Here is an 11,968-nt window from a genome sequence, read left to right on the forward strand (position 1 = left end):
CTCCTTGGCGATGCTGAGAAGCGCATTCTGAGACGCGCGTGGCGAGACGCGCAGGGTGCCCGGCCGGCAAGCGCCGGTGCCACTGAACGCCCGGGCCCCGGGAAATGAGTCCTTGTCCAAGGTTCGAGGCCTTCGTTCAGGCCCTGCGAGCCGATGTGCCCATCGTAGGCGCACATCCCGCGGCCATCGACTCGCGGCGAACGGGCGACGGCGACAGACGGGTTCGGAGCGGGTGGGTATGCGGCGGGGATATGCGCCAGGGCGCTGCCGCCGGCGTGCCGTGTGCTCGTGTGAGCCCTGTGCGCGCCCCCGTCCGGGAGGGAAGACTGCCTGCCGGCGGGCAGGGGACCGCGGCACTGCCCACCGCCTTCGTCCGGCGTCCCAGGAAGGCAGGTCGGTCGCTGTGCTGTTGCGTCTGCCCACGTCCGTGTCCGAAGCGCGGGAGTGTCTGGCGGAGGGAGCCGTGCCGATCGGCGGGGCAACCCTCGTCTGGGCCACCTGGCAGCGCGACGGATTCCCCGAACTGGCCATGTCCCTGCGCGAGTTGCCGGAGGCCAACGTCGTGGGGCGGCGGACCGTGGGCGGCGCCGTGGTGCTGCACCGGATCGACGAGCGGGTTCCCGACGTACTGCGCCTGGCCGCCGCCACGGTGGGCACCGGGGCCGTGCGCCGGACGGCGACGGTCGGTGGCAACCTCGTCGGCAGTGCCCTGCGCTGCCTGCTGCCCGCCGCGCTCGTCCTGGACGCCCGGGCGACGGTGCTGGAGCCCGAAGGTGTCCGTGAGGCGGACCTGTCCGAGGTGGTGGCCAAGCGGCCCGTCCTGCTCAGCCTCCGCTGGCGCGAGCCGGTCGCCTGTGCCTACCGCAAGCTGGACGGCGAGGCGGGCGGACCTCCGCCCCTCGTGGTCGCCTCGGCGGTGCACGCCGAGGACGACGGCGATCGTCTGCGGGTCGCCGTCCGCGACGGCTACGACGTGCTCAGCGGAAGTGTCCCGCGCGCGGTCGACGCGGCGGAGGTCCTGAGCGGGCTGCGCGGGACGGCCCTCGGCGATCTGCCGGCCGCCGCGTGGGACGCCGTCCACTCGCAGGTCACCCGCCTTCTGGACGGCCTCGGCGCGCACTGAGTACGCGCCTCGACGAGGCGAGCCGCCGGCCCGTGCGACGTGCGGCATCGCACGTTCCCGGGCGGGTCCATGCACGTCAGATACCCCCACCCCGTATGTGAAACCAGTGGTCGAGTTCTTGCTTCATGTACCCCCTAGGGGTATACATGGAACTGCTGGATACCCCCCAGGGGTATCTGAAAGGCAAGGAGGAGCCGATCACATGACCACCACCACGTCCGGTGCCGCCGAGGTCGCACTCGCCATCGGCGGCATGACCTGCGCCTCGTGCGCGGCCCGTGTCGAGAAGAAGCTCAACCGCATGGACGGCGTCGAGGCGACCGTCAACTACGCCACCGGGAAGGCGAGAGTCACCTTCCGCGAGGATGTCGCCGTGGCCGACCTGATCGCCACGGTCGAGGCCACCGGCTACACCGCGCGCGAACCCGAACGCGAGTCCGTCCGTGCCGAGCCCGACCGGGCCGGCCGCTCGGCGGGCTCGGCGCGTTCGGCGGGTTCGGTGGGGGAGGGCCCTGACGAACTCCGGCCGCTGCGGGAGAGGCTGACCACCGCGGTCGTGCTCGCCGTGCCGGTGATCGCGATGGCGATGATCCCGCCCCTCCAGTTCGAGTACTGGCAGTGGCTGTCCCTGACCCTGACGGCGCCCGTGGTGACGTACGCCGCCTGGCCGTTCCACAAGGCCGCCTGGACCAACGCCCGGCACGGCGCGGCCACCATGGACACGCTGATCTCGGTCGGCACCTCCGCGGCGTTCCTGTGGTCGGTGTGGGCGCTGTTCCTCGGCACCGCCGGCATGCCCGGCATGACCCACCCCTTCGAGCTGACCATCGCCCGCGGCGACGGCGCGGGGAACATCTATCTGGAGGCCGCGGCCGGTGTGACCGCGTTCATCCTCGCCGGCCGCTACTTCGAGGCCCGGTCCCGGCGCAAGGCCGGTGCGGCGCTCAGGACCCTGCTGGAACTGGGTGCGAAGGAGGTCACCGTTCTCCGCGGCGCACACGAAGAACGCGTCCCCGTACAGGAGTTGAAGGTCGGCGACCGCTTCCTGGTCCGCCCCGGCGAGAAGATCGCCACCGACGGCACCGTCGTCGAGGGTGCCTCCGCCGTGGACGCCTCGATGCTCACCGGCGAGTCCGTCCCGGTCGAGGTCGCTGTCGGGGACGCCGTCACCGGCGCCACCCTGAACGCGGGCGGACGGCTGGTCGTCGAGGCCACCCGGGTCGGCTCGGACACCCAACTCGCCCGCATGGCCAAGCTGGTGGAGGACGCCCAGAACGGCAAGGCCGCCGCCCAGCGGCTCGCCGACAGGATCTCCGGGGTCTTCGTCCCCGTCGTCATCGCGCTGTCCCTGGCCACGCTCGGCTTCTGGCTCCTCGGCGGCGCCGGACCGACCGCCGCCTTCACCGCCGCTGTCGCCGTCCTGATCATCGCCTGCCCGTGCGCCCTGGGGCTCGCCACACCCACCGCCCTCATGGTCGGCACCGGACGCGGGGCCCAACTCGGCATCCTCATCAAGGGCCCCGAGGTCCTGGAGAGCACGCGCAAGGTCGACACCGTCGTCCTGGACAAGACCGGCACCGTCACGACCGGCCGGATGACCCTGCTGGCCGTGCACCCGGCCGACGGCACCGACGAGACGGACGTCCTGCGGCTCGCCGGCGCCCTGGAGCACGCCTCCGAGCACCCGATCGCCCGGGCGGTCGCCACCGGAGCCGCGGACCGTGCGGGCACCCTGCCGGTCCCGGAGGACTTCGCCAACGTCGCCGGACTCGGGGTCCAGGGCGTCGTCGAGGGGCACGCCGTCCTCGTCGGGCGCGAGCGGTTGCTCGCCGAGTGGGCGATGTCCCTGCCGGACGACCTGCGGCGCGCCAAGGAGGGCGCCGAGGCGGCCGGTCGTACGGTCGTCGCGGTCGCCTGGGACGGCGAGGCGCGTGCGGTCCTCGAAGTCGCCGACGCCGTCAAGGAGTCCAGCCCCGAGGCCGTACGCCGGCTGCGTGACCTGGGCCTGACGCCCATGCTGCTCACCGGCGACAACCGGGCCGTCGCCGAGGCCGTCGCGGCCGAGACGGGCATCGCACCCGAGCACGTCATCGCCGAAGTCCTGCCGCAGGACAAGGTCGACGTCGTCAAGCGCCTCCAGGGCGAGGGCCGTTCGGTCGCCATGGTCGGCGACGGCGTCAACGACGCGGCGGCACTCGCCCAGGCCGATCTGGGACTGGCGATGGGAACCGGCACGGACGCCGCGATCGAGGCCGGCGACCTGACCCTGGTCCGCGGGGACCTCCGGGCCGCGGCCGACGCCATACGGCTCGCCCGCAGGACGCTGGGCATCATCCGCTCCAACCTGTTCTGGGCCTTCGCCTACAACGTCGCCGCGCTTCCGCTGGCCGCGGCCGGACTGCTCAACCCGATGATCGCGGGCGCCGCGATGGCCTTCTCCTCGGTCTTCGTGGTCGGCAACAGCCTGCGCCTGCGCCGCTTCCGGGCCATCGGCCACTGACCCCGGTGGGCATCGCGGCAGGACGCCCGCCTTCCACCGGGGACGGCGGGCGCCCTCGGCTCAGCCCTCCTGGATCGAAGAACCGGAGCCGCGAGCCGGGGAGGACTCCCGCCCGAGGCCGGCGACCGCGCGGCCCATGCGCGTCAGCGCCTCACGCAGGATCGTCGGTGAGGTCGCGAAGTTGAGGCGTACGCAGCCCGCGCCGCCGCTGCCGAAGACGTGTCCGGAGCTGAGGGCGACACGGGCTTCGTCCAGGAACAGCCGCGCCGGTCCGGCGAGGTCGCTCACGACGCCGGGACCGTCGGTGGGACGGTCGTCGTGCAGCCCGAGGCCGGTGCAGTCCAGCCAGGCCAGGTAGGTGCCCTGCGGCGGGACGTACCCCACGTCCGGGAGGTGTTCCTTCACCAGTTCGCCCAGCAGGCTCCGGTTGGCGTCGAGCCCGAGCAGCAGCTCGTCGAGCCAGTCGGCGCCGTCGCGGAACGCCGCCGTATGGGCAAGGATGCCCAGGTGGCTGGGGCCGTGGCCGACCTCTTCTGGCATCCGGCGCAGGTCGTCCGCGGACTCGGTGCCTGCGACGGCCACGGCGGCCTTGAGACCGGCCAGGTTCCACGCCTTGGACGCGGAGGTCAGGGCGAAACCGTTCTCCGCGCCGGGGACGCTGAGGAAGGGCGTGAAGACGGCGCCGGGCAGCACCAGCGGGGCGTGGATCTCGTCGGAGACCACCCGGACACCGTGTCTGCGGGCGAGCGCGGCGACCGCCTCGAGTTCCGCGCGGGTGTGGACGACACCGGTCGGGTTGTGCGGGTTGCTCATCAGGAACGCGGCGCGGCGGCCGCGGCGCCTCGCGCGTAGGAAGGCGTCCTCGAGGGCGGCGAGGTCCATCCGCAGGTCGGGGCCGAGGCGGGCCTCGACGACCTCCCGGCCGTCGTGCGCGACGAACGCGTAGAACGGGGGATAGACGGGCGAGCAGACGACGACCGCGTCGCCGGGTCCTGTGATGAGGCGGAGCACCTCGACGACGCCCAGCATCACGTCGGGCACGAGCGCCGTGTTCTCCACGCGCAGGCCGTCCCACCCCCACCGCGTGGCGGCGAAGGCGGCGAGGGCCTCGGCGTAGGCGGTGCCGTGGGGGTATCCGGTGTCCCCCAGCGCCACGGCCCGGTGCAGGACGTCGGCGACGGCGGGCGCCAGGGGGACGTCCATCTCCGCCACCCACAGCGGCAGGACGTCCTCCGGATGCGTGCGCCACTTCAGGCTGGAGCGCTGCCGCAACCGCTCCAGGGACAGCTGGACGAGCGGATCGGTACGGCCGCCGTCCCCGGGTTCGGCGGGTGCCTGGTGGGTGGACTCGCTCATGCGGTGCTCCCCTCGCCCGGCGGGCCGGGCCTCGGCGCTGCGATGTGGTCGTCTCGCTGGACGGTACCCCGGTCCCCGCGTGCCGGTCAGGAGGCCACCGAGGGGCCGGCGACCGCCGGAGGCCGGTCCGGATCGCGGGCCCGCTCCAGCGCCCAGCGGGAAAGGAGCGCTACGGCCTCCGGGTGATTGAGGAGCAGCGCCGCACCCTCGCTCACCGGAACGCCGACTGACCCGTGACCGCCTGGCCGACCACCAGGGTGTGCATCTCTACGGTGCCCTCGTAGGTCAGTACGGACTCCAGGTTGTTCATGTGCCGGATGACCGGGTATTCCAGCGAGATGCCGTTCGCCCCGAGGACCGTGCGGGCGGTGCGGCAGATGTCCAGCGCCTCGCGGACGTTGTTCAGCTTGCCGAGGCTCACCTGCTCGGGCCGCAGCGTGCCCGCGTCCTTGCGACGGCCCAGATGCAGCGCCAGCAGCACGCCCTTGGTGTACTCCAGGTACATGTCGGCCAGCTTCTGCTGGGTGAGCTGGAACGCCCCGATCGGCTTGCCGAACTGCGTCCGCTCCATCGCGTAGGACTGGGCGGCGTACAGCGAGGACCGGGCCGCGCCCATCGCTCCCCAGACGATGCCGTAGCGGGCCTCGTTGAGGCAGCTCAGCGGGCCCTTCAGACCGCGGACCCCGGGGAGCACGGCGTCCGCGGGAAGGCGTACCCCGTCCAGGACCAGCTCGCTGGTGACCGAGGCGCGCAGGGACAGCTTGTGCCTGATCTCCGGGGCCGAGAAGCCCGGGGTGCCGGTGGGCACCACGAAGCCGCGCACCCCCTCGTCGGTCCGGGCCCAGACCACGGCCACGTCGGCGACGCTGCCGTTGGTGATCCACATCTTGCGGCCGTCGAGGATCCAGTCGTCACCGTCGCGCCGCGCCCGGGTGCGCATGCTACCGGGGTCGGAGCCGATGTCGGGCTCGGTCAGGCCGAAGCAGCCGATCGCCTCACCGGCGGCCATGGACGGCAGCCACTGCCGCTTCTGCTCCTCGGTGCCCCACTTCCAGATCGCGAACATCGCCAGCGAGCCCTGCACGGAGACCAGCGAGCGGATGCCGGAGTCGGAGGCCTCCAGTTCGAGGCAGGCCACGCCGTACTCGGTGGCCGACATGCCGGCGCAGCCGTAGCCCTCCAGGTGCATGCCGAGCACGCCCAGCGCGCCGAGTTCCTTGGCCAGGCCGCGGATGTCGGGAACGGTGCCCTGCTCGAACCAGTCCGCCACGAAGGGGTCGACGCGCTGCCCGCAGAGCCGGCGCACCGAGGCAGCGACCGCCTTCTCCTCCGGGGTGAGCAGGTCGTGCAGTCCGGCGGGGTCGCGGGGGTCGAGCAGGGGCAGCTTGGCCGGTGCGTTCATGCGGTCTTCTCCTCTGGCGGTTCGGTGGGTTCCGGGCCGGTGAGCCAGCGGCGTACGTCGTCGCTGTGCTCGCCGAGACGGGGCGGCGGCCGGTAGCCGGTGACCGGGGTGGCCGAGTACGTGACGGGGTGCCGGATCTGGGGCGGGGACGACGGGCCGACCCGGACGGTCGGTTCGAGGCCGAGCGACTCGGCCAGGGCGATGCCGTCGGCGACGCTGCCGACCCGTCCGGCCGGAACACCCGCCGCGGTGAACCGTCCGATCCAGGTCTCGACCCTGTCGCGCGCGAGGTGTTCCTCCAGGGCCCGGACGAGTGCGTGGCGGTTGCGCACCCGGGCCGGATTGACCGCGAAGCGTTCGTCGTCGGCCAGCTCCGGCGCGTCCAGCACCTCGGTCAGCCGGCGGAACTGCCCGTCGTTCCCGCACGCCATGGCGAGCAGGCCGTCCGCGCAGCGCAGCGTCTCGTACGGCGCGATGGACGGGTGCGCGTTGCCCATCCGGCCCGGCGCCCGGCCGGTGGTCAGATACGCCGAGGCCTGGTTCGCCAGCGAACCCAGCAGGCTGGACAGGAGATTGACCTCCACCCGCTGGCCCCGGCCGCTTTGCTCGCGGGCCCGCAGCGCCACCAGGATGCCGATGGTCGCGTCCTTGGCGGTCAGTACGTCGACCAGGGCCACGCCGACCTTCTGCGGGTCGCCGCCCGGGTCGCCTGTGATGCTCATCAGACCGCCGAGTGCCTGGACGAGGAAGTCGTAGCCCGCCAGCGCCGCGCCGCCGTGGCGGCCGAAGCCGGTCACCGAGCAGTACACGACGCCCGGGTTGGCGCGGCGGACGGAGTCGTAGTCGAGTCCTCGTGCGGCGAGCGCCCCGTCCTTGAAGTTCTCCACCAGGACGTCGGCCCGCTCGGCCAGCGTCCTCGCCAGCCGGAGGTCCTCGGGGTCGGACAGGTCGAGGGTCACCGACCGCTTCGAGCGGTTGGCGCACTCGAAGTAGCTGCTGGAACCGTCGGTCCACGGCGGGCCCCAGGCACGGGTGTCGTCGCCGGAGCCCGGGCGCTCCACCTTGATGACGGTGGCCCCCAGATCCGCCAGCATCACCGAGGCCAGCGGGCCTGCCAGGACGCGGCTGAAGTCGGCGACGACCAGGCCGTGGAGCGGTGCCTCGGGCGGATCGACGGGCATGACCTCTCTCCATTCGCTCGGGACGGGACGACCGTACGGAGACGGCGCGGATCCCTCACTGGATAAAATGCACCACGCAGGACCCGCATTGGACGGATCGCACAGGAGCACTCGTGAGGTTTCCCGCGCAGGAGCACGCGTGACGGTTCCGACGGTGGCCTCCCTGTGCCGGGCCCTCGGTACGGATCTCGCGCCGGCCGAGGGGTTCGCCGCCTCGGCGCGCGAGGTGTCCGCCGTGCACATCAGCGAACTGGCCGACCCGACCGGCTATCTGAACGGCGGGGAGCTGCTGCTGACGACGGGCCTGTCCCTGCCCCGGAACAAGCTCGGCTGCGAACGCTACGTGGGCCGCCTGGTGGCGGCGGAGCTGACCGCGCTGGCCCTCGGCCTCGGTCCGGTGCACACCGAGGTGCCCGCGCCGCTCCTGGCGGCCTGCCGCAAGCTCGGGCTGTGCCTGCTCACGGTCCCGCCGCCCACGCCGTTCCTGCGCATCACGAAGGCCTACTGGGCCGCCGTCTCCCGCACGGCCGAGCAGCACCTCAAGGACGTCCTGGCGACCCAGCGGGCGCTCGTCGACGCGGCCGCCTCCGCCGACCCGGTCGCCACGGTCCTGCGCACCCTCGGCCGGTCGCTGGACGCCTGGGCGGCGGCGTACACACCGGCCGGCGAGGTCGACCAGGTGTTCCCCGCCGGAGCCGCCGAGCAGGCAGAGCGGGTACGCGCGGAGATCGTCCGGCTGGAGGGCGCCGGAGCGCACTCCGCCGCCTCGTTCGCGACCGGCTCGGGCGCGGTGATCGTCTTCCCGCTGGCCGTGCGGGAGCGCGCCGCGGGCTTCCTCGCGGTCGGCACCTCCACGCCGCTGGACCCCACCAGGCGCAGAGCCGTGCTGACGGCGTCGGCGTTGCTGAGCCTGGACGCGGTCCGCGGCGCGCGCGCCGCGTCCGTGGCCGACGAGGGGCAGCGCTGCGTCGGACTGCTGGTCGACCTCGGGCACGCGGACGCCGCGCGCAGGCTCGCGGGCGCGGTACGGGCACCGGGCCCGCCGGACCACGTACGTCTCCTGACGATGAGGGGCCGGGCGAGCGACATCCTCGTCGGAGTGGCCCGCCGCTGGTGCCCGGAGACGGTCGCCGTCCGGACGGACGAGGGAGCGGCCTGGTTCCTGGTCCCCGCGGACCATCCCCCGACCGCCTGCCTGGAGGACGCGCTACGGCGGGCGGACGCCGACGCCGCGGCCGTCCTGACGGAGACGGTCCCGGTCGGACAGGTGCCATCCGTCCGCGCGGTCGCCGCCGCGACGCTGGCGGACCTCGCCCCGGGCACCCGGCTGCTCGCCCGCCCGTCCGCGGGACCGCACGACGGCGACACGACCGCGCGACTCGCCGCCGCCTGCGACGGGCTGAGCGACGTCCTGCGCCAGGCCCTCGTCGGCTACCTGCGCCATCACGGCCAGTGGGAGGCGGCCTCCCGCGCGCTCGGCGTCCACCGCAACACGCTCCGGCACCGCGTCGCGCGCTGCCGGACGCTGCTCGGCGTGGACCTCACCGACCCGGACGTCACCGCGGAACTCTGGCTGCTGCTGCGCCGCCGGGGCATGGCGTAGGGGACGGAGGGGCGTGCAGCGCGCGGCAGTCCGGCGCCGGGGCCGCCCTTGTTCGTGAAAACCACCGGCGGAAACGCGAACTGGCGTGCGCAGAAGGGCTTTCGGAACGTAGTTTGTCGTCGGACAACCCGCGCGACGGAGAACGGACGGTACCCATGACCCACCCCGCGACGAGCCCCGACCCAGCGGCGCGCCAGAAGATCGACACGACGGTGCCCCACTCGGCTCGGATCTGGAACTACTGGCTGGGTGGCAAGGACAACTACGCCGTCGACGAGGAGGCCGGCGACGCCTACACCGCCGTCTTCCCCGGCATCGTCACCATCGCCCGCAGCAGCCGCGGCTTCCTGCGCCGCAACATCACCTACCTGGTCACCGAGGCGGGCATCCGGCAGTTCCTGGACATCGGCACCGGCCTGCCGACGGCCGACAACACCCACGAGGTCGCCCAGCGCATCGCGCCCGAGTCCCGGATCGTCTACGTCGACAACGACCCGATGGTCCTCGCCCACGCCCGCGCCCTGCTCTACTCCACCGCGGAAGGGGCGACCTCCTACGTCGACGCCAACGTGCTGGACCCCGACCGCATCCTCGCGGCCGCCGCCGACACGCTGGACTTCACCCGACCCATCGCCCTGATCCTCAGCAACATCCTCGGCCACGTGGCCGATTACGACCAGGCTCGCTCCATCGTCACCCGGCTGATGGACGCGCTGCCGTCCGGCAGCTACCTGTCCATCAACGACGGTTCGCTCGGCACCGACCCGGACTTCGAAGCGGCCCAGGAGGGCTACAACAAGAGCGGGGCCATTCCGTACAACCTGCGCACCGTCGAGCAGATGACCGCGTTCTTCGACGGGCTGGAGTTCGTGGAGCCCGGCGTCGTCTCCGTCCCGCACTGGCGTCCGGACCCCGAGGCCCCCGCCGCGGCGGCCGTCGCCGAGCACGGAGGTCTCGCGCGCAAGCCGTGACACCCGCGCGAGCCGTCCCGCGGCCGTGACCGAACCGCCCGTGCGGTGCTCGGTCACGGCCGCGTGCTGGGGGGCTCCCGAACCGCCTCAGGCGGCCCCGTCCTTGCGCAGGAAGCCGCGCAGCCGCCGCAGCGGCCAGGTGTTGATCACATCGTCCGGGGTCAGCCACCCGCGCTGCGCCGTGCCGATTCCGTAGCGCAGGTAGGCGAGATGGAGGAGGGAGTGGGCGTCGGAGTCGACGGCGAACTTCACCCCGTGGCTCCTGGCCCGCAGGATGTCCTCGTCGCCCAGGTCGAGGCGGTCCGGCTGGGCGTTGATCTCCAGGGCCGTGCCGGTGCGGGCGCAGGCCGCGAACACCTCGTCGAGGTCGGCGTCGATGCCGGGCCGCCTGCCGATCAGCCGGGTGGTGGGGTGCCCGATGACATGGACGTGCGGGTTCTCGCAGGCGCGTACGAGCCGCCGGGTCATCGCCTCGCGGCCGAGGCCGAAGTGGGAGTGCACCGAGGCCACGCAGAGGTCGAAGCCCGCGAGGAACTCGTCGGGCCAGTCCACCTCCCCGTCCGGGCCGATGTTGAGCTCGGTGCCGTGCAGCAGCCGCATCCGGTGGTGCCGGCCGTCCAGTGACCGCACCTGCTCGCGCTGGGCGAGGACCTTCTCCTCGGTCATGCGCTGCATGGCGAGGCCGGGCGCGTGGTCGGTGACCGCGTAGTACGCGTAGCCCCGGCCGGCGGCCGCCGCCACCATCTCCTCCAGCGGGGCGAGACCGTCGGTGAGATCGGTGTGGGTGTGCAGGTCGCCCCTGATGTCGTCCTCCGTGACCACCTCGGGCAGTTCACCGCGCAGACCGGCCTCGATCTCGCCCCGGTCCTCGCGCAGCGTGGGCGGGATCCAGGGCAGGCCGAGCCTGGCGTACACGTCCTCCTCCGAGCGGGAGGCGACCCGTTCCCCGCTCTCGGCGTCGAACAGGCCGTACTCGGAGAGCTTCAGCCCCAGATGGACGGCGATCGTCCGGGTGCGGATGTTGTGCCCCTTGGAGCCGGTGAAGTACTGCAGCGCCGCGCCCCAGGAGTCCGGCCGCACCACGCGCAGGTCGACCTGGACGCCTGTGTCGGTACGGATCGAGGTCTTCTTCGCGCCGTGCGCGATGACCTCGGCGGTCGTGGGCAGTTCGGTCAGCGCGTCCATGAAGGGCGCCGACCGCTCGGCGGCGACGAGGACGTCGATGTCCCCGACCGTCTCCCTCATGCGGCGCAGCGATCCGGCGTACGCGCACCGCGCACAGCCGGTGATCCGGGAGAGTTCGGCGACGACGTCCTCGGCGGCCTCCGTGGCGGTGCCCAGCAGGATCCGCTCGCCGGCCTGCCGCATGAGGGCGATGCCGTGCAGGATGTTCTCCTCGGTCTTCTTCCCGAAGCCCTTCAGATCGCGCAGCCTCTCCGCCTTGATCGCGTCGGCCAGTTCGGCCACCGAGGAGATGTGCAGGTCCTCGTGGAGGGTCATCGCCTTCCTGGGGCCGAGGGTGGGGATGGTGATCAACTGCCGTACCCCGGCGGGAATCCTGGCCCGTGTCTCCTCCACCACCGTGACGTTGCCGGTGCGGAGGTACTCGACGACCTTCTCGGCGATCGACCTGCCGACGCCCGGGATCTCCTTCAGACCCGTGATGTCGAGGCGGGAGACGTCGGCGGGGTGGCCGCCGATGGCACGGGCGGCCTTCTCGTAGGCGCGCGCCTTGAACGCGTCGCCTCCGGTGATGGCGATGAGGTCCGCGTACTCCTGGAGGAGCGCCTCGACCTCCTCGTTGGCCCGCACCACGTCTCACAGTCTAGGAA

General features: G+C 72.8%; 9 protein-coding genes. 4 read left to right on the top strand and 5 right to left on the bottom strand.

Annotated features, from left to right (window positions below; genetic code table 11):
* The first annotated feature begins 403 nt into the window (after nt 1–403).
* Complete coding sequence (locus OIE49_RS33460) at nt 404–1,123, top strand: FAD binding domain-containing protein (protein WP_326805554.1); 720 nt, start codon at nt 404–406, stop codon at nt 1,121–1,123.
* Nucleotides 1,124–1,325: 202 nt separating this feature from the next.
* Nucleotides 1,326–3,623: a heavy metal translocating P-type ATPase gene (locus tag OIE49_RS33465; RefSeq protein ID WP_326805555.1), complete on the top strand. Its 2,298-nt coding sequence runs from the start codon at nt 1,326–1,328 to the stop codon at nt 3,621–3,623.
* 60 nt (nt 3,624–3,683) lie between these two features.
* On the opposite strand, the gene OIE49_RS33470 is transcribed toward OIE49_RS33465, so the two are convergent.
* From OIE49_RS33470 to OIE49_RS33485, 4 genes are all read right to left on the bottom strand, one after another.
* Nucleotides 3,684–4,979: a MalY/PatB family protein gene (locus OIE49_RS33470; protein ID WP_326805556.1), complete on the bottom strand. Its 1,296-nt coding sequence runs from the start codon at nt 4,977–4,979 to the stop codon at nt 3,684–3,686.
* Between the two features lie 86 nt (nt 4,980–5,065).
* Nucleotides 5,066–5,194 (bottom strand): hypothetical protein, encoded by a 129-nt coding sequence (locus OIE49_RS33475; RefSeq protein ID WP_326805557.1) that lies wholly within the window; start codon nt 5,192–5,194, stop codon nt 5,066–5,068.
* Nucleotides 5,191–6,381, bottom strand: coding sequence for an acyl-CoA dehydrogenase family protein (locus OIE49_RS33480; RefSeq protein ID WP_326805558.1), 1,191 nt, complete (start codon nt 6,379–6,381; stop codon nt 5,191–5,193). The genes OIE49_RS33475 and OIE49_RS33480 overlap by 4 nt, the downstream gene beginning before the upstream one ends.
* A complete protein-coding gene (locus OIE49_RS33485) occupies nt 6,378–7,562 on the bottom strand; it encodes a CaiB/BaiF CoA transferase family protein (protein ID WP_326805559.1) in 1,185 nt (394 codons plus the stop codon). The genes OIE49_RS33480 and OIE49_RS33485 overlap by 4 nt, the downstream gene beginning before the upstream one ends.
* 139 nt (nt 7,563–7,701) lie before the next feature.
* Here OIE49_RS33485 and OIE49_RS33490 point away from each other — a divergent pair, with 139 nt between their 5' ends.
* The gene (locus OIE49_RS33490; protein ID WP_326805560.1) at nt 7,702–9,165 is read left to right on the top strand and encodes a PucR family transcriptional regulator; all 1,464 of its coding nucleotides are present in this window, start codon (nt 7,702–7,704) and stop codon (nt 9,163–9,165) included.
* A gap of 155 nt (nt 9,166–9,320) precedes the next feature.
* Complete coding sequence (locus OIE49_RS33495; protein WP_326805561.1) at nt 9,321–10,136, top strand: SAM-dependent methyltransferase; 816 nt, start codon at nt 9,321–9,323, stop codon at nt 10,134–10,136.
* An 87-nt stretch (nt 10,137–10,223) separates the two neighbouring features.
* On the opposite strand, the gene polX is transcribed toward OIE49_RS33495, so the two are convergent.
* Nucleotides 10,224–11,951 carry a DNA polymerase/3'-5' exonuclease PolX gene (gene polX / locus OIE49_RS33500; protein ID WP_326805562.1) on the bottom strand — a complete coding sequence of 576 codons (1,728 nt, stop codon included), beginning with the start codon at nt 11,949–11,951 and terminating at the stop codon, nt 10,224–10,226.
* Nucleotides 11,952–11,968: the final 17 nt, after the last annotated feature.

It is taken from the genome of Streptomyces sp. NBC_01788 (assembly GCF_035917575.1).
GTDB lineage: Bacteria > Actinomycetota > Actinomycetes > Streptomycetales > Streptomycetaceae > Streptomyces.

Excerpts from the sequence above, each read along its gene's own strand:
- OIE49_RS33465 (WP_326805555.1), top strand. The coding sequence starts at position 1,326 with ATGACCACCACCACGTCCGGTGCCGCCGAGGTCGCACTCGCCATCGGC.
- OIE49_RS33470 (WP_326805556.1), bottom strand. The coding sequence starts at position 4,979 with ATGAGCGAGTCCACCCACCAGGCACCCGCCGAACCCGGGGACGGCGGC.
- OIE49_RS33480 (WP_326805558.1), bottom strand. The coding sequence starts at position 6,381 with ATGAACGCACCGGCCAAGCTGCCCCTGCTCGACCCCCGCGACCCCGCC.
- OIE49_RS33485 (WP_326805559.1), bottom strand. The coding sequence starts at position 7,562 with ATGCCCGTCGATCCGCCCGAGGCACCGCTCCACGGCCTGGTCGTCGCC.
- OIE49_RS33495 (WP_326805561.1), top strand. The coding sequence starts at position 9,321 with ATGACCCACCCCGCGACGAGCCCCGACCCAGCGGCGCGCCAGAAGATC.